This window comes from Runella limosa DSM 17973 (assembly GCF_000482465.1).
In the GTDB taxonomy this organism is placed as follows: Bacteria; Bacteroidota; Bacteroidia; order Cytophagales; family Spirosomataceae; genus Runella; species Runella limosa.
Map to the genome: position 1 here is coordinate 42,421 of NZ_KI519427.1, position 16,730 is coordinate 59,150.

Below are 16,730 nucleotides of genomic sequence, written 5' to 3' on the forward strand. Positions count from 1 at the left end.
GATAGACCTTTTACTTTTAATTTTATTGCAGATGAAGGTTTCTTTCCCACAACTCCCCCTTCTATTGAATTCGATTTTGATTCAGGTAAGTTCAGTTTTAAATTCAAAATTGTTCCGTTAAAAAAAGGATTATATGCTTTGCAATTAGACAAAGAGTTTACTACTATAATAAATAATAACAATAAGTTGGAAGGGCATATTTATCCTTATTTTTCAAATAAAGAATTAAATCATAAGTTGACTGCTAACCGTAAAGATCCACCTCGATATAATGATACATGGGTGTTTTTTTATGTACGTTAAAGACGAAATATGAAAAAGATAGCTGTTATTTTTATTGCATTTTCTGTGACCCTCTATGGATGTAGTATTTTCGGTATTGGTTTTGATAAAGATCAGCATCGAATCAATGTTCCTGTATTAGTTTCAAATCTTAAAGATACTTTGAACATAGGAGATACTTTGGTTTTTTCGGCATCTATCAACAATCCCGTAGAAGTGACAGACATTAGTCGAGAAAGAAAAAAAACATTTGAAGGCACACTTTCCGGAAGTGTAGGGTTTGAAATTGGATTAAACGAATTTTCTGATATTAATACTGTGATGGGAGATATAATACCGATTCAAGATATACCTTTTACTCTTAATTTTATTGCTGAGAAAGGTTTCTTTCGCAGAATTCTCCCTTCTATTGAGTTTGAATTTGATTCAGGTAAGTTTAGTTTTAAATTCAAAATTGTTCCATTAAAAAAAGGATTATATTCTTTACATTTATTCAAGGAGTTTGTTACTATAAAAAGTAATAATAATAATTTGGAAGGACATATTTATCCTTATTTTACGAATAAAGAATTAAACCATAAGTTGACTGATAACCATAAAAATAAATTTTCATTTGATGATAAAAGGGTGCTTTTTTATGTACGTTAAAGACGAAATATGAAAAAGATAGCTGTTATTTTTATTGTATTTTCTGTGACCCTCTATGGATGTAGTATTTTCGATATTGGTTTTGATAAAGACCAGCATCGAGTTAATGTACCCGTATTGGTTTCAAACCTTAAAGATACCTTGAACATAGGGGATACTTTGGTTTTTTCGGCAGCTATAAGCAATCCCGTAGAAGTGACAGACATTAGTAAAGAAAGAAAAAGAACATTTGAAGGCACACTTTCTGGCAGTTTAGGCTTTGTAATTGAATTAGCCCAATTTTCTGAGACTAGTACTGTGATAGGAGACGTAGCGACGTAGTAACGTGAAGGACAAGGTCAGACGATAGTCAGACCGAGTTCAAAGTTGACTTAGGAAAGCAGTCTTCGGGTCTGACTATCGTCTGACCATAAAGATATAATTAGAATATTTATTTGAAAAAATGTGACATGAGGGTATGTTTTGCGTATATATGACAAAGACAGTTGTCAAAACAAACCCCGACATAACATGGATCCATTTTTTTACTTCGGCGAAGATGAGTTTGAGTCAGACGAGCCGACTCAAACCCCTGATACAATGACTACTTCGGCAAGCGATACACAGGATACCGCAAGTATGATTTCTCCGAATATGGAGAGTTTTTGTAGATAAATTCTAACTGCGCGGCACCATTTTTGGCGAAAGCTTCGTCTGCTTTTTTACGTTCTTCCAACTTCTGCTTCAACGCTGCGTCTTTGCGGAGCAAGTCGGCCGCCACATCTTCAAACACATAGGCCGAAAAGTGCTCTTTTTGAGCCAAAATACTATCAAAGAAATTCCACGAAAAAAACGAATCGGGCGCTTGCGGTTCAAGTGTCTCGACAATGTATCGATTGCTCGGCTGATTGGTCATGATGACGTAGTCACCTTGGTAAAACGGTAATTTTTGGGTTTCCTTACGGAGCGTTACTCCCGTATGATTGTAATGACCTTCATAAGGTTTGGCGGGGATTTTGTAGTCTTCAATGTAATATACCTCTACTTCCATTTCGGTATCTTTTGGCAGTGTTTGCATTTGTACACCGTTGAGTTTTAAAAGCTCAATCACCCGTCCCCAACTTTGTGGAATGATGTAAGATGTTGGTTTTTCTATTTGTAAATCAGGGACGTAGTGATCGTAAAAAGGGATTCGTTTGGTAAACGGCTCATTTCTATCATAATAGAGTCGATTAAGTCCGCTCACTTCGCTGGGCTTGTATTTGGCCGCAAACCCTTTAAATGTAATAGAATCGGCCACCGAGCGATCCAATTTCCAACTCAACGGAAACTTTGTTTGAGCCGCGACGGTCGCATCCGCTTTTTGTTTGTTGGCGACAATCGTGTTGGCGTGCTTTGCGGCAAGCTCCAACGTAATTTCCATAAACGCATACGTTCCTTTGACGCGTGTCGGATAATCCTTCAGCATGTGAAGTTCTACCACAAAAGTTTCGCAGTTGAACAACGACGCGTACCCAGAGCTGTAACGTGGCCCGTCGTTAAAGCCCAAATAACCCGTTTCGGGTGTAGCGCCAAACGCATTGACGTACGGAACGGGAGGGAAGCCAGAGGCAGAGAGCTTTTGGTCGAGAGCAGGATTAAATTCTTTGCTAAAAAAGCCCGAAACCTGCGCGTTGAATTTGTCTTTTTGGGTCGAAAAATACGTGACCGCGTGTTGGTAATCAGCTCCGTTGGAGGTGTGGTTGTCAATAATAATGTGAGGCTTCCACGCCTGAAACATCCGTTGCCACGACGCCGAATTTTTTGAATCCGTTTTAATAAAATCACGATTCAGGTCGTAGTTTCGTGAATTTGCACGGAATCCATAGGTATTAGGGCCATTTTGGTTGATGCGTGAAACCCCGCGATTGAGCGCGCCGTCCACGTTGTAAACAGGTACAATACAGAGCACGACATTGGCAGGAATGGCTTTCTTCTCCAACAATTCCCGCGCCCACATCATGCTGGCGTCAATTCCTTCGGGCTCGCCTGGGTGAATGCCATTGTTGACCAATAAGGTAACTTTTCCTGCTTGTGGTTTAAAGATTTTGTTGGCCGAAAGTACAAACAAATGGATAGGTTTGCCGATGTCGGTCGTGCCTACTTCAATCAGCGACGCTTGGTCGTATTTTTTGTCCAAAGCCTGATAGAAGCGAATAATTTCGTCGTAAGTAGCCGTTTCTTGGCCTTTACTGGTTTCGTACGAAATGGTTTGTGCCCATAAAATAGGCGACCACAAAAGCAATAGTAGCACTTTTTTCATGCGGTGTGATTGATTGATTAGTTTGTTAGATGGTTTTGAGAATAAATGTGTGGGTACGACCCGAAGTTAAACGATATTTCCGAAGGCCGTTGGTAGGTTGCCCAATGGCAGGCAGGCTTTTTAGCTCTTCGGCTACAGGTACCACAAGCTCCGCTTCGCATCCTTGCGGAAGTGAAACTTCGAGGGTTCGGTTGCCAAGTTTACCCGTTGCACTAAATAAAATAGCACCTTGGGTGGTGTAGTTGATGAGAGAAAGCTGGTCCAAATCACCCAATTGGGGGCGAATTTGGGCTTTTTTGAAGGCGGGACTAAGCGGCTGAATGCCCGCCAATCCCATGTAGGTAACAAAAAGGGGGGCTACGGGGCAATGGCTCCATTGTTGTGTAGTATCGTGACGAACGTGCCATGTTTCAGCTAAGGTGTTGTTCTCAGCTACAGACTCCATTCCGTACCAACGAGTCCGAAAATCGTCGATGATGGGTTGGACATTTCCTGCCTTTGCCAGTGCCCAGTAGCGCCAGTTGGCATTGGCGGGGTAGGAGAGACCCAAATTAGCAGGCGGATTGGCCAGCGTTTTTACACAAAATTTGGTAATTCCCTCGGGGCATTGGTCGTACAAAATGGCCGTAGCCAACGAACGGTCACAGATGCGCTCTTCTTTTTCTTCGGCTATCCAAGGTAAGTTATTGATAAACATTCCTCTGGCCGAACTCCAAAACAGCTTTACAGTCGTGGCCTGAATTTCGTTTCCAACGGCGCGAGCTTTATTGCCAAGGTCGCTCATTCCCATGGCATCGCAAAGCGGAGCGAAAGCCTTTTGCATCATAGCCGCCGTATAAAGGTTAAATGCGCATTGCTTATGTCGTTGTTTTTTGTAGGCATCATGGTCAATCCAAACGGTTGGAACTCCCAAATTTTCGACAGGAAGCAGGCCGTTGGAAGCACGAAGTTTGAGGAGATAATTAAAAAACTTAACCAGCCGAGGCATCACTTCTGTCAAAGCGAGCTTGTCGCCCGTATAAAGGTAATAATACCAACAATCGAAATTGAAACCCACGCCGTGGTCGAGCAGAGGCCCCCAAGGAGTCAGACCTACTTGCCGCTCCATGACGCGCGCGAGTCGGTCAAAAGCTGGCCAAGCGTCCAGAAAATACCCGTCGAGGGTGATTCCTTGGCTATATGTGTTGATAAAGCGAGCGTGTAAAAGTCGGTCGCCAAAGGTGTTTTGGAGGCTATGGATTTGGTGGCCACAATCGCCGCTGTATTGCTGACGTTCGCGCGCCATTCCATCGACAATCGTTTCTTGACATGAGTTATGCAAGGTATTAATCGCAGCTTCGAGCACTTTTTGAATTTTAGCATCGCTGCACTGAACTTGGGCAGGATTAGGCCAAGGATACTGCCGACGGCGAACGCCCACATTGCTCACAACGGCTTGCCCTTCGCTCCCGTGAATGTGAAGCTGTAACCATCGCAATGATTCGTAATCGAAGGTTTCGAAGCGGTTGGTGCCAGTACGGCAAATAAACCGCGTCCAAGAGTTAAATTTGGTATTTAGAAGCGGTTCGCCGCCCACCAAATGAGCTTCTTGGACCATCAACTCAATGATAGTACCGCTAGGGGCGTCAATGGTAAAATACGGAAAGCCTACGACCTGTTCCTTCAACTCAAATGTCAAAATGGCACCACGGTCTTTGTCCACATTAACAGTCCAGCTTTGCGGTGTACTACTCACCACACACGGTAGGCGCTGAACAACGTACGCATCGGGCGTACCAAATTCAAAATATTCCTGCGGACTTCGTTTCCATCGAACGGTCATGGATTCGGCTAGTTTTGTAACCGAAACGAGGTTTTCTTTGAGCAGTGGAATACTTCGGCTGCGTAGTTGCGACGCTTCCACGCGGCCACTGATGTCTAAGGCATATTCGTTGAAGGTACTGTTGATGGGGGGCTTATTGGCGGGGTTGTTGAGTTCTTGTGCCAAAAGCCATTCTTCAAACGGGACATATTCGGTGGTGTACCATTTGTGGGGGTAATGGCGCGCGTCAAATTCTTCTTGAAAAGCCCGTAAATACCAGCGTTTGTAGTGCCCAGGTGGCCAACTGCGCGCAATGAGGGTTTGCCAAGTGCCATCCGAAATTACTTGAAGGGTATTTCCGTTGGCAAATTCAATGTCAATTTTAAAAATAAACCCAGGTTTTCCCACGGGCCATGTCCCATCACCGTGTCCATAAAACAACACCTGCGCGCCCAAAACGTTGGTTCCTGCGTTGAGGTGATTGGTCAGGTCAAGAGGGTCGGCTTCTGTCCAACGAGGATCTGAAGGGGCAGGGCCAAACTGAATACGTTGCCCGTTGGTAAAAAATAGATACCGACTATCGCCAATGATATACCCTTTTGCGCTGCGGGGCTTAGAAGGTAAATTCAATTCTTTTCTAAAAAGCACTACGGTATTGGGCAAGCATCGCTGCATTGGGTACCAAATCCATTTGGCGGGGCTTAAATCAAGGGCGAGGGCAGGCGAGGGGTCAATAAAAGGTTGTGGGGAAATTGGCAAAGAAGAGGGCGCAGAGGTTTCTGGAGCGTTCGGAGCTAACCATAAAGAAAGGCTACTGACTGACGAATTTTTCAGAAACGTACGGCGGGATGTAGTAAAATCTATCATACGTGAGGTTAGGTAAATGCGCCTACAAGTTACACAAGCCCACGGATTTTTAACAAAAAAGGCAGGGAATTTGCATTGCCCTGCCTAACCTTTATACGACATATTTTTTTAATTACTCTTTTCCCGAACGTGGGTTGCGGTTGAGGCGTTGTAAAAGCATTTGTGTGAACATCTGTTCTGCTTTATAAAGCTCTGCTAACTGCCTGACGTTGATAACTTTGAGGAATTTGGTGACGTATTCTTTCTCCAAATCAACTTCTTTTTGCTGCAAATTCAGCGATTCTTTGATATTGGCAAGGATTTTTTCGTCGGGCGTTGTCAAGGTATTGGTTTCGACAATGAGACGACGCATTTGTTTGCGAATCTCTTTTTTCTTCCCGTCAAAATCGTTGTAAATGGGCCAAAACTGCTGGGATTGTTCGGCAGATAAATTGAGGCGATTGGTGATGAGCCCAATTTTGGCGTTTTCTATTTTTTGGTTTCCTCCATCCTGCGCCACAGCGGCGTGGGTGAGAAGGCAAACGATGGCGACAAACAGTAACTTTTTCATGGTTGGTATGTAAGTTGACTACTAAATATTTTCTTCAATATCTGCTTCCTGAATAGCTTTTCGAAGGGCTTCGTCATCGACGTTGAGTTGTTGTAACAATACGTCTTCGTTGGAATAAAGTTCATTGAGAGACGTTTGTTCGCCCATTTCTTGTTGGGTAATTTGGGTATCTTTTAAATAATTATAGATTTCTTGATCAGAGACTTGACTGAGGCTTTCTTCGCCCAGCGACAATTGTTTTTGGGGATATGTCACCCACAAAAGTGCCCCAACCACGCTGGCCGCTGCTCCTACGATGGCCGTACGGCGCCACGACCAACCGATGGTAAACTTGGTTTCTTTTTCGTCGATATGCTCGTGCAAACGCGTCTGAACCAGTGAAGGAAGTTTGTCAAAATATCCTTCGGGGGTTTCAAACGGAAGTTTGCGGTCAAGTTGTTCCAGTTTTATCTTTTTCATGGATGTGGTAGTTGGCCCAATGCCCTTTTACGATTCCTTTTTTGTTTTTGACAAACCTGCGACAATAAAGTTTAATCTTCCCCGTTTAAAATCTTCTCAATTTTTGCTACAGCATGGTGATAACTCGCCTTCAATGCGCCCACGGAGGTTTTCGTAATTTCAGAAATATCTTCGTAAGTAAGGTCATCAAAATACTTCATGTTGAAGACCAAACGCTGCTTTTCGGGCAGCGTAAGTACGGCTTTTTGCAGTTTCAGCTGAATTTCGTCACCAGCGATGGGGTAGTCGGAATGGCCTGTGGCACTTTCTAGCTTTTCGAGTAGTTCGCCCTCAACGTCGTTGATAGAAAGAAAAAAGCGGCGACGTTTTTTATTCAAAAAATTGAGACATTCGTTGGTGGCAATGCGGTAAAGCCACGTATAAAGCTGGGAGTCGCCGCGAAAATTTTCGAGCGACTGCCAGGCTTTTATGAAGGTTTCTTGCGTCAAATCATCGGCGTCATCGTGATCAATCACCATCTTGCGAATGTGCCAATACATTTTTTGCTGGTACTTACGAACCAGTTGATTGAAAGCAAAATTACGGCTTTCAGGATTGGCAAATTTCTCAATAATGGTTTGGTCAGTCATGCGCGACGCTTATTTTTTTCGAGAGATAGCACGTTTGGCGGCTTCCACGATGGCTTTGGCCGAAAGACCGTATTTTTCCATCAATTGAGCAGGCGTACCACTTTCGCCAAATGTATCTTTTACTCCTACGTATTCCAACGGAGCAAGGTGTTTTTGAATCAACACCTGAGCGATACTGTCGCCTAAGCCACCCGCTACTTGGTGTTCTTCGGCCGAAACAGCACAACCCGTTTTCTTTACAGAAGCTAAGATAGCTTTTTCGTCCAAAGGTTTAATGGTATGAATGTTGATGATTTCGGCGTTGATGCCTTCTGCTTCGAGCATTTCACCCGCCTGAATCGCTTCCCACACCAAATGGCCTGTCGCAAAGATACTTACGTCGGTACCTTCGTTGACCATCCATGCTTTTCCGATTTCAAATTTTTGATCAGGGTCAGTGAAAACTGGAATTACGGGACGACCAAAACGCAAATACACAGGGCCGTCATATTCGGCGATGGCGATGGTCGCGGCTTTGGTTTGGTTGTAGTCACATGGGTTGATAACGGTCATACCAGGAAGCATTTTCATCATTCCTAAGTCTTCCAATACTTGGTGGGTAGCTCCGTCTTCTCCCAACGTAAGACCTGCGTGCGAAGCACAGATTTTTACGTTTTTGTGCGAATACGCTACGCTTTGGCGTACTTGGTCATATACGCGGCTAGTAGCAAAGTTGGCAAAAGTGGTAGCAAACGGGATTTTACCACCAATGGTAAGTCCAGCCGCCATACCAATCATGTTGGCTTCCGAAATCCCGCACTGAATAAAGCGCTCTGGGTTTTCTTTGATAAACGCGTCAAGTTTCAACGAGCCCACGAGGTCGGCGCAAAGCGCAACGACGTTAGGGTTGGTCTGACCTAATACTTGCATACCCGCACCGAAACCGCTACGAGTGTCTTTTTTCTCTGTGAACGTGTATTTTTTCATTTTTAGTAATCTCCCAAAGTTTCTTCTAATTGTGAAAGAGCTTGTTCCAATTGAGCATCGTTAGGTGCTACACCGTGCCACTTGTGCGAGTGCATCATAAAGTCAACACCTTGGCCCATTTCGGTTTTCATCATCACAGCGATAGGCTGGCCTTTACCTACCAAACGCTTGATTTTGCGAAGAAGAGTGGTGAGTTCGTCCATGTTGTTGCCATCTACGTGCAATACCCGCCAGCCAAATGCTTTGTATTTAGCTCCCAAATCGCGGTTATCGTTTACTTTTTTGGTAGAACCGTCGATTTGCTGGCCGTTTACATCGACAAATGCAACGAGGTTATCGACGTTGTTGTTAGGTGCAAACTGAACGGCTTCCCATACTTGGCCTTCTTGTTGCTCACCGTCGCCCATCAAACAATAAACGAGTGTTTTGTCACCGTTTAATTTCTTTGAAAGTGCCGATCCGATAGCTACTGAAAGCCCTTGTCCCAACGAACCAGAAGCGATACGAATACCTGGAAGGTGCTCGTGCGTTGTGGGGTGGCCTTGTAAACGTGAATTAAGTTTACGGAAAGTAGCGAGTTCTGTTACATCAAAATACCCACGACGGGCCAAAACGCTGTAAAAAACAGGAGAAATGTGACCGTTTGACAAGTAGAAAAGGTCTTCTCCTTTGCCATCCATGTTAAACGACAAGTATCCGCCTTTGCCTTTGCGGTTATTGATTTTCATTTGTTGAAAATACAAGGCCACTAACAAATCGGCACAGCCCAACGACCCACCTGGGTGGCCTGATTGGCAGCCGTGAACCATTCGTAAAATATCGCGTCTTACTTGCGAAGCAATGCTTTGTAGCTCAGTCATTTGGATTAGTAAAGTATTGGTAGATTGGAAATTGTTGCAAATATAATTGTCAAAGTGACACTTTAAGGATAATTACTTAGAAAAAACAAGATTTTTTCACAAACGGAGTCTTTAACCCTCAATGACTACCTCATCCAAGTACTTGTGCAGCATGGTTTTTGGTGTCGATTTTTGAAATGACTTCTTGAATCACGCCTGCTTCGTCAATGATAAATGTCGTACGAATCGTGCCCATGTACTTCCGCCCGTATAGCATCTTTTCACCCCAAACTCCGAAGGCTTCTACAATGTTGTGGTCAGGATCGGCAAGGAGTGGGAAGGGCAAACTATACTTGTTAGCAAACTTTTTGTGTGATTTTTCGTCATCGACACTCACGCCCAGTACTGCAAAGCCTTTGGCAAGTAACGCCTCATAATTGTCGCGAAGACTGCAAGCTTGAGCAGTACAAGCAGGGGTGCTATCCTTGGGATAAAAATAAATAACAATCTTTTTGCCTTGGAAATCAGAGAGTTTGATGGAGTTGCCGTCTTGGTCTTTGGCCTCAATTGAGGGCGCTTTGTCACCAACTTGAAGTGCCATGTCGTACTGCGTGAAGGGGTTATTCTCAGTTAGAATTGTTTTGAGGCCGCAAGATACTAATTATTGTGAAAGGAGTCTGTAACTTTGTCCCCAAACCAGGTTAAACGCATTTAAAAAAAGTAGCCTCAGCGAGGCTAAATCTTAGTAGAAAATGAGGAGTAAATAGGGCTTCTATATTTTACTGCGTTTGATCTAATAAATACACAAAGACAAAAAATAACAGATAACAGTGTTTGATACTAACAAAAAAGTAGGCGTTTTGGGCGGAGGACAGCTGGGATTAATGCTGTTGCAAGCGGCCATTGATTGGAATTTGAACGTAAAAATCATTGATGCAGCCGATGCCCCTTGCGCTCCCATTGCTCCTGAGTTTGTAACAGGCTCGTTGCAAGATTATGAAGCAGTGTATCAGTTTGGGCAAGACGTAGATGTTGTAACCATCGAAATCGAAAAGGTGAATGTGGATGCGCTCGAAGCCCTCGAACGAGAGGGAAAAAAGGTGTTTCCGCAGCCTCACTTGATTCGCTTGATTCAGGACAAACGTACCCAAAAGCAGTTTTATCGTGAACACGGTTTGCCAACCGCCGATTTTATCCTTACTGATAATCGGGCTGACGTGGCCAATTATGTTGATTTTCTGCCTGCTTTTCACAAATTAGGCCGCGATGGCTACGATGGTAAAGGAGTGCAACGCATTGCCACCCCCGCCGATTTTGATAAAGCGTTTGATGCCCCAGGACTTCTGGAAAAAGCGGTTGATTTTGAAAAGGAATTGGCAGTGATTGTCGCGCGGAACGAAAAAGGCGAGATGGCCACTTTCCCGACTGTAGAGATGGTATTTCACCCCGAAGCCAATCTGGTCGAATACCTGTTTGCCCCTGCGGAAATATCAGCCAAAGTAGAACAACAAGCCGAAAGCCTCGCCAAAAAGACGGCAGAAGCACTTGGCATCGTTGGGTTGTTGGCCGTTGAAATGTTTTTGACCAAAGAAGGTCAAGTACTTATCAATGAAGTAGCACCTCGTCCGCACAATAGCGGTCACCATACGATTCGGGCCAATGTAACGTCTCAGTTTGAGCAGCATTGGCGGGCGATTCTCAACCTGCCATTGGGTGATACTACAGCTTACACCCCCGCAGCGATGGTGAATTTGTTAGGCGAAGAAGGGCACACTGGCCCCGCCCATTACGAAGGCATGGACAAAGTGCTTGCCACGCAGGGTGTGTTTCCTTTTTTGTACGGTAAAAAAATCACGAAACCGTTCCGTAAAATGGGCCATATCACCGTGACCGACAGTAGCCTAGCAAAGCTAAAAACAAAAGCGGAGTGGGTAAAAGGAGCGCTGAAAGTAGTGACAAAATAAAGAACCAACCACCCATTGGATGTGTTCTTGAGATAGGAAGCTGTGTTGGTTTCCGATGTTCATAACGCCATTTAATATACATTGAGCAAATAAGCCAGAAAAGGTAAGCTAAATCAACATTTTATTTGCCTTTTGCCAACTTGCTTATTTGCTCACTTCTTCTTCAAACATGACTCCCAATCTTCCCAAAACCGAACTTAAGCGCATCGTCATCGTTGGTGCGGGTTTCGGTGGGCTTGTGCTTGCACGCAAGCTTTCGCAACGTTCAGATGTACAAATCGTACTTGTTGATAAAAATAATTACCATCAATTTCAGCCCTTGTTTTATCAGGTGGCGATGGCGGGGTTAGAGCCGAGTTCTATTTCGTTTCCGTTGAGGAAAGTGTTTCAATCAAAAAAGAATGTACACATCCGAGTGACGGAAGTAAAGCACATCAACCCAGAAGCCAACGTGATTGAGACAGGTTTGGGGGCGATTGAGTACGATTATTTAGTGTTGGCGACGGGAGCTGATACTAATTTCTTTGGAATGAAAAACATCATCGAAAATGCCATGCCGATGAAATCGGTCAGCGAAGCCCTGGCGATTCGGAATCGGGTGCTACAAAATTTCGAAGATGCCTTGAGTTCCCAGTCGCTCGAAGAACGGTTGGGACTAATGAATATAGTCATTGTAGGTGGTGGGCCAACGGGGGTTGAAATTGCGGGGACATTGGCCGAAATGAAACGCCATATTTTGCCAAAAGATTATCCAGAGTTGAACTTCGATTCGATGCAGATTTACCTCTACGAATCGTCACCTGCGGTACTGGAAGTGATGTCGCAAGAGGCGTCGGTCAAAGCCAAAGAGTACCTTACTGATTTGGGCGTCAACCTTCGTCTCGGAATGCGAATTACTGACTTTGACGGAAAATATGCGTACACCAACACGGGCGACCGCCTGCGTACCAACAACTTGATTTGGGCGGCAGGAGTAAAAGCCAACGGCATCGATGGCATCCCAACGGAAGTGTACGGCCGTGGTGGGCGTATTAAAGTCAACCGTTTTAATCAGGTAGAAGGCTTCTCTAACGTTTTTGCGTTGGGTGATTTGGCATTGATGACCGAAGAAAAATATCCCAATGGACACCCGCAGTTGGCACAACCCGCCATGCAGCAAGGGGAGTTGTTGGCCAAAAATTTCAGTCGATTATTGAAAGGCCAAGAAATGCAGCCTTTTACGTACAAAGATTTAGGTTCGATGGCTACGGTTGGGCGTAACTTGGCCGTGGTGGATTTACCGTTCTGGAAGTTTCAGGGCTTTTTTGCGTGGGTGACGTGGATGTTTGTCCATTTGATTTCGATTGTAGGGGTGAAAAACCGCCTTTTGATTTTTATCAACTGGCTTTGGAATTATGTCACTTACGATCAATCATTGCGCCTGATTATCAAGCCAAAAGTACAGAAAGAACGCGAAGATACTCCCGTGAAAGAAGCGGTGTAGTTTACCATTCTTCCTGTTTTTTTACTTTTCTTGTTCTCCCAAAACCATTCTTCCCAATCGAGAATAATCAGCGGAAGAAGCATGTACGTTTGTGCCGTAAATTTTAACCTCAAACTACTATGTTTCTGATAGTTATTGGTGCCCTTGTTCTGATAGCAGGTTTTGCTATCAACACCCCCGCGTTGGCTTTTGCCAAATTTTCTCGTCCTGTTAAAACAATAGGTGTTATTGTGATGGTTGTTGGTTTTCTTACGGCTTGTATCAAACAAATTGACGCGGGTACAGTAGGAGTTCAATCTCTTTTTGGGAAAGTAAGTGATGGTATCCTAACGAGCGGGCTAAACTTTGTCAATCCGTTGGTAGATGTGGAGTCCATTGATGTAAAAACGCACAACTACACGATGTCGGCGGTGCGCGATGAAGGCGACAAAGAAGGCGACGATGCCATTCGGGTGTTGACTTCAGACGGACTGGAGGTCATCGTTGATTTGACGGTGCTTTACCGCGTGATTCCGACCGAAGCGCCTAAGATTTTGCGAGAAATTGGTCCAAATTACCAAGACAAAATTGTTCGCCCCGTTACCCGTACGCGCATCCGTGACAATGCCGTCAACTACGAAGCCGTAGCCTTGTATTCGAATAAACGTCAGCAGTTTCAAGATAAAATATTCCAGCAAATTGAGAAGGATTTTAAAGTACGGGGCTTGTTCCTGGAGAGCCTGCTGATTCGGAATATCAACTTGCCTGAATCGGTCAAAAAGACGATTGAATCAAAAATCAACGCCGAGCAAGAATCGCAAAAAATGCAATTTGTCCTAAGTAAAGAAAAGCAAGAAGCGGAGCGGAAGCGCGTAGAAGCGCAAGGGATTGCTGATTATCAAAAGATTATTTCAGAAAGTCTCACCGACCGTCAGTTGCAATACGAACAAATTAAAGCCCAAAAAGAACTCGCGACCTCTCCAAACGCCAAAGTGGTGATTATGGGTGGGGGCAAAGGCGTGCCTGTGATTTTGGGAAATCAATAAAGTTGTTTAAAAAGTGGAAAAATCCAGTAAAGTGCCACGCTGAAAACGACGCCCCAGACACTTCCCCAAATGAGCATTTGGGTGAGTAAAATGGGGCGTTTTACTTTGAAAGACAAGGCGATCAACGTCCCCCCGATGGGCGTAAAAAGTAAGGGCGTCAGGAAGGCAATGCCCGTCATACCCGATTTTTTCCAGACCCGTACCGCTAACCGTGTTCGTTTACTAAATAGCGTTGGCTTTTGCTTACGGTAGCGATTCATCAAGTGCTGGATGGCTGTTCCCAAAAACAAAAATATAACTACACTGAGCATCATCCCGACCACGGTGCAAAGGGCGGTTTCATACCATTGCAAGCCCAAAGCCATGCCCGTAATGGGCCCCGCCACAAACTTCACCATACTAGCAAGCACTACCGAAATGTATTTTGCCCAAGGCATAATAAGAAAGGATTTAATTGATTTTTGGGATTTAAAGCGGCAAAATAGCGCTTGTTGTGGTATGAATCACTTAAAATCAGTAAAATCTACTTAAAATCAAAAAACAAATTGCGTAAGTTTGAGCCAAATATGAGTTGAAAATGGAAATTCTGGAACAAGTAAAAAAATACGGATACGTGCGCGAAACCGCCGCACCTGACCTAGATTTGGTTGCTGAAATCAATCGACTTCGTAAAGAAAAAAACGCCGTTATCTTGGCGCATTACTACGTCGATGGCGCGATTCAGGACCTTGCCGATTATATTGGTGATAGTCTTGGCTTGTCGCAACAAGCCGCTAGTACGCCTGCCGACATGATTGTGTTTTGTGGGGTGCATTTTATGGGAGAAACGGCAAAAATTCTTAGCCCAGAGAAAAAAGTGGTCATCCCTGATTTGAACGCGGGCTGCTCGCTCGCCGATTCGGCTCCTGCGGATAAATTTGCGGCATTCAAAGCCCAATACCCCGATCACTTGGTGCTTTCGTACATCAACTGCTCGGCCGAAATTAAGGCATTGTCGGACATCATCGTGACGTCGTCCAACGCCGTGAAGATAGTGGAACAGTTGCCCAAAGACCAAAAAATCATCTTTGCGCCCGATGCCAACTTAGGCCGTTACGTAGCCAAAAAAACGGGTCGTGACATGGTGCTTTGGGACGGTGCGTGTATTGTTCACGTGGACATTTCGGAGGCAAAATTGAAGGCATTGCGCGAAAAATACCCCAATGCGCTACTGGTTGCCCACCCTGAGTGTAAAGACAATATCTTGCTTCAAGCAGATTTTGTAGGCTCTACCACGGCTATTTTGAAATTTGTGAGTGAAAGCGTCCACGATGAGTTTATTGTGGCGACCGAAGCGGGGATTTTGCACAAAATGAAACAAGCGGCTGCGGGAACGGGTAAGAAAATTATTCCTGCCCCTGCCACCGAAAACAATACCTGCGCGTGCAGCGAGTGCCCGTACATGAAAATGAATACGGTGGAAAAACTCTACAACGCACTTTTGTACGAACAACCCGAAATCAACGTCCCCGAAGACATTCGCTTGAAAGCCTACGAATCGGTAGATAGAATGCTGGAAATGAGCAAAAACCTTTAAAAGAGTGTCGAATGTAAAGTGCAAAGTGTCGAATATGAACTCACTCGACATTCTGCACTCTACCTTCGACATTGAATGCCTGGTATCTCCTCAACTAAGTTATTATAAAAAAATGAAACCCACCCTATTGATTTTGGCGGCTGGTATGGGAAGCCGCTATGGCGGTATCAAACAGCTTGACCAATTTGGCCCCAACGGCGAAACAATTATTGATTATTCTCTCTACGACGCCATTCGCGCGGGATTTGGCAAGATTGTCTTTATCATCCGCGAAGAGCTAAAAAATGATTTTGAAGAAATTTTTGGCCCTAAACTTCGGGGGAAAATTGACTATGATTACGCCATTCAAGGGTTTCAAAGCTACGTGCCCGAAGAACTAGGGACGATTGAGCGCTCAAAACCTTGGGGAACAGGCCACGCCATGTTGTGCGGATGGGAACAAACCCAAACGCCTTTTGCCATCATCAATGCCGATGACTTTTATGGTCTCGAAGCGTTTCAGTTGGTAGCGGAGTTTTTGACCACGAGCACCGACGACACGGAGCATACCCTCATTGCTTACCAAGTAAAAAAGACGCTTTCCGAAAACGGAACGGTGTCGCGCGGGGTGTGCGAAGTAAACGACGCGGGCTACCTCGATGTCGTGACTGAGCGTACCAAAATTTTCCCGCAAGACGGAAAGATTTTCTTCGACGAAAGCGGTGAACTTACGGAATTGATCCCTGAAACCCCCGTTTCGATGAATTTCTGGGGTTTTAAGCCTTCGGTGTTCCCGATTACCAACGAATTGTTTGCCGATTATGCACGTCACAACTACAACGCCCCCAAAGCGGAGTTTTATATTCCCGTGGTAGCAACGCACCTTATCAAGAGCGGTAAAGGAAAGCTAAAAGTAATTCCTAACGCCTCAGAATGGTTTGGTGTGACCTACCCAGAAGACAAACCGACGGTGCAGTCAGCCCTCCAAAAACTACACGAAGACGGGAAATACCCGAATCAGTTGTGGTAAGAAAATAAATTTGTCATGCCGTAGGCATCTAAAATCCGCGTAAATTATGTTGATTTCAGATGCCTACGGCATGACAAAGCAACGACACATCTCTATGAAAACCATCCTTATCTTTTTTGTGCGGGCGTATCAGGTGATGTTGTCGCCGTATTTGCCCAACTCGTGCCGATACTCTCCGACCTGCTCTCAGTACATGATTGAGGCAGTGCAAAAGCACGGTGTATTGAAAGGTGGTTGGCTGGGTCTCAAGCGCATTGGCCGCTGCCATCCTTGGGGCGGCCACGGCCATGATCCCGTACCTTAGCAGCTTCCCGAAAGTTTTATTACTTTCGGGAAGTTTTGTTTTTGGGC

The 16,730-nt window shown here is 44.7% G+C and carries 18 protein-coding genes; 9 read left to right on the top strand and 9 right to left on the bottom strand.

Annotated features, from left to right (window positions below; translation table 11 throughout):
• The 3 genes from K339_RS37645 to K339_RS0126310 all read left to right on the top strand — a co-directional run.
• On the top strand, positions 1-303 hold a 303-nt coding region (locus tag K339_RS37645; protein ID WP_028526273.1), incomplete at its 5' end, for a hypothetical protein.
• A 9-nt stretch (positions 304-312) separates the two neighbouring features.
• Complete coding sequence (locus K339_RS0126305; RefSeq protein WP_028526274.1) at positions 313-930, top strand: hypothetical protein; 618 nt, start codon at positions 313-315, stop codon at positions 928-930.
• A 9-nt stretch (positions 931-939) separates the two neighbouring features.
• A complete protein-coding gene (locus K339_RS0126310; RefSeq protein WP_028526275.1) occupies positions 940-1,251 on the top strand; it encodes a hypothetical protein in 312 nt (103 codons plus the stop codon).
• A 262-nt stretch (positions 1,252-1,513) separates the two neighbouring features.
• Here K339_RS0126310 and K339_RS0126315 read toward each other — a convergent pair whose 3' ends face one another.
• The 8 genes from K339_RS0126315 to bcp all read right to left on the bottom strand — a co-directional run bounded on the left by K339_RS0126315 (position 1,514) and on the right by bcp (position 9,923).
• On the bottom strand, positions 1,514-3,211 hold the full coding sequence (locus K339_RS0126315) for a M14 family zinc carboxypeptidase (protein ID WP_028526276.1): 1,698 nt from the start codon (positions 3,209-3,211) through the stop codon (positions 1,514-1,516).
• Positions 3,212-3,236: 25 nt separating this feature from the next.
• A complete protein-coding gene (locus tag K339_RS34900; protein WP_051398271.1) occupies positions 3,237-5,879 on the bottom strand; it encodes an alpha-L-rhamnosidase N-terminal domain-containing protein in 2,643 nt (880 codons plus the stop codon).
• Positions 5,880-5,991: 112 nt separating this feature from the next.
• Complete coding sequence (locus K339_RS0126325; RefSeq protein WP_028526277.1) at positions 5,992-6,429, bottom strand: Spy/CpxP family protein refolding chaperone; 438 nt, start codon at positions 6,427-6,429, stop codon at positions 5,992-5,994.
• 21 nt (positions 6,430-6,450) lie between these two features.
• The gene (locus K339_RS0126330; protein WP_028526278.1) at positions 6,451-6,888 is read right to left on the bottom strand and encodes a hypothetical protein; all 438 of its coding nucleotides are present in this window, start codon (positions 6,886-6,888) and stop codon (positions 6,451-6,453) included.
• A 71-nt stretch (positions 6,889-6,959) separates the two neighbouring features.
• The gene (locus K339_RS0126335; RefSeq protein ID WP_028526279.1) at positions 6,960-7,517 is read right to left on the bottom strand and encodes an RNA polymerase sigma factor; all 558 of its coding nucleotides are present in this window, start codon (positions 7,515-7,517) and stop codon (positions 6,960-6,962) included.
• Positions 7,518-7,526: 9 nt separating this feature from the next.
• On the bottom strand, positions 7,527-8,483 hold the full coding sequence (locus K339_RS0126340) for a transketolase family protein (RefSeq protein WP_028526280.1): 957 nt from the start codon (positions 8,481-8,483) through the stop codon (positions 7,527-7,529).
• Between the two features lie 2 nt (positions 8,484-8,485).
• A complete protein-coding gene (locus tag K339_RS0126345) occupies positions 8,486-9,343 on the bottom strand; it encodes a transketolase (RefSeq protein ID WP_221225533.1) in 858 nt (285 codons plus the stop codon).
• A gap of 130 nt (positions 9,344-9,473) precedes the next feature.
• Entirely contained in the window at positions 9,474-9,923 is a 450-nt protein-coding gene (bcp, locus tag K339_RS0126350; RefSeq protein ID WP_028526282.1) for a thioredoxin-dependent thiol peroxidase, read from the bottom strand.
• Between the two features lie 229 nt (positions 9,924-10,152).
• On the opposite strand from bcp, the gene K339_RS0126355 reads away from it, so the two are divergent.
• The 3 genes from K339_RS0126355 (at position 10,153) to K339_RS0126365 (ending at position 13,794) form a co-directional block, all read left to right on the top strand.
• A complete protein-coding gene (locus K339_RS0126355) occupies positions 10,153-11,286 on the top strand; it encodes a 5-(carboxyamino)imidazole ribonucleotide synthase (protein WP_084332322.1) in 1,134 nt (377 codons plus the stop codon).
• A 169-nt stretch (positions 11,287-11,455) separates the two neighbouring features.
• Complete coding sequence (locus tag K339_RS0126360) at positions 11,456-12,769, top strand: NAD(P)/FAD-dependent oxidoreductase (protein WP_028526284.1); 1,314 nt, start codon at positions 11,456-11,458, stop codon at positions 12,767-12,769.
• 119 nt (positions 12,770-12,888) lie between these two features.
• A complete protein-coding gene (locus K339_RS0126365) occupies positions 12,889-13,794 on the top strand; it encodes a prohibitin family protein (RefSeq protein ID WP_028526285.1) in 906 nt (301 codons plus the stop codon).
• Here the strand turns inward: K339_RS0126365 and K339_RS0126370 are convergent.
• A complete protein-coding gene (locus K339_RS0126370) occupies positions 13,788-14,231 on the bottom strand; it encodes a hypothetical protein (RefSeq protein ID WP_028526286.1) in 444 nt (147 codons plus the stop codon). The two genes, K339_RS0126365 and K339_RS0126370, sit on opposite strands and share 7 nt — an antisense overlap.
• A gap of 140 nt (positions 14,232-14,371) precedes the next feature.
• On the opposite strand from K339_RS0126370, the gene nadA reads away from it, so the two are divergent.
• From nadA to yidD, 3 genes are all read left to right on the top strand, one after another.
• Positions 14,372-15,370 (top strand): quinolinate synthase NadA, encoded by a 999-nt coding sequence (nadA, locus tag K339_RS0126375; protein WP_028526287.1) that lies wholly within the window; start codon positions 14,372-14,374, stop codon positions 15,368-15,370.
• 112 nt (positions 15,371-15,482) lie between these two features.
• On the top strand, positions 15,483-16,379 hold the full coding sequence (locus K339_RS0126380; protein ID WP_028526288.1) for a nucleotidyltransferase family protein: 897 nt from the start codon (positions 15,483-15,485) through the stop codon (positions 16,377-16,379).
• Between the two features lie 94 nt (positions 16,380-16,473).
• Positions 16,474-16,683 carry a membrane protein insertion efficiency factor YidD gene (gene yidD / locus K339_RS0126385; protein WP_028526289.1) on the top strand — a complete coding sequence of 70 codons (210 nt, stop codon included), beginning with the start codon at positions 16,474-16,476 and terminating at the stop codon, positions 16,681-16,683.
• Positions 16,684-16,730: the final 47 nt, after the last annotated feature.

Bases quoted from the DNA above. Each gene is read 5' to 3' on its own strand.
- K339_RS0126305 (WP_028526274.1), top strand. From the start codon at position 313: ATGAAAAAGATAGCTGTTATTTTTATTGCATTTTCTGTGACCCTCTAT.
- K339_RS0126310 (WP_028526275.1), top strand. From the start codon at position 940: ATGAAAAAGATAGCTGTTATTTTTATTGTATTTTCTGTGACCCTCTAT.
- K339_RS0126315 (WP_028526276.1), bottom strand. From the start codon at position 3,211: ATGAAAAAAGTGCTACTATTGCTTTTGTGGTCGCCTATTTTATGGGCA.
- K339_RS34900 (WP_051398271.1), bottom strand. From the start codon at position 5,879: ATGATAGATTTTACTACATCCCGCCGTACGTTTCTGAAAAATTCGTCA.
- K339_RS0126325 (WP_028526277.1), bottom strand. From the start codon at position 6,429: ATGAAAAAGTTACTGTTTGTCGCCATCGTTTGCCTTCTCACCCACGCC.
- K339_RS0126330 (WP_028526278.1), bottom strand. From the start codon at position 6,888: ATGAAAAAGATAAAACTGGAACAACTTGACCGCAAACTTCCGTTTGAA.
- K339_RS0126335 (WP_028526279.1), bottom strand. From the start codon at position 7,517: ATGACTGACCAAACCATTATTGAGAAATTTGCCAATCCTGAAAGCCGT.
- K339_RS0126340 (WP_028526280.1), bottom strand. From the start codon at position 8,483: ATGAAAAAATACACGTTCACAGAGAAAAAAGACACTCGTAGCGGTTTC.
- K339_RS0126345 (WP_221225533.1), bottom strand. From the start codon at position 9,343: ATGACTGAGCTACAAAGCATTGCTTCGCAAGTAAGACGCGATATTTTA.
- bcp (WP_028526282.1), bottom strand. From the start codon at position 9,923: ATGGCACTTCAAGTTGGTGACAAAGCGCCCTCAATTGAGGCCAAAGAC.
- K339_RS0126360 (WP_028526284.1), top strand. From the start codon at position 11,456: ATGACTCCCAATCTTCCCAAAACCGAACTTAAGCGCATCGTCATCGTT.
- K339_RS0126365 (WP_028526285.1), top strand. From the start codon at position 12,889: ATGTTTCTGATAGTTATTGGTGCCCTTGTTCTGATAGCAGGTTTTGCT.
- K339_RS0126370 (WP_028526286.1), bottom strand. From the start codon at position 14,231: ATGCCTTGGGCAAAATACATTTCGGTAGTGCTTGCTAGTATGGTGAAG.
- nadA (WP_028526287.1), top strand. From the start codon at position 14,372: ATGGAAATTCTGGAACAAGTAAAAAAATACGGATACGTGCGCGAAACC.
- K339_RS0126380 (WP_028526288.1), top strand. From the start codon at position 15,483: ATGAAACCCACCCTATTGATTTTGGCGGCTGGTATGGGAAGCCGCTAT.
- yidD (WP_028526289.1), top strand. From the start codon at position 16,474: ATGAAAACCATCCTTATCTTTTTTGTGCGGGCGTATCAGGTGATGTTG.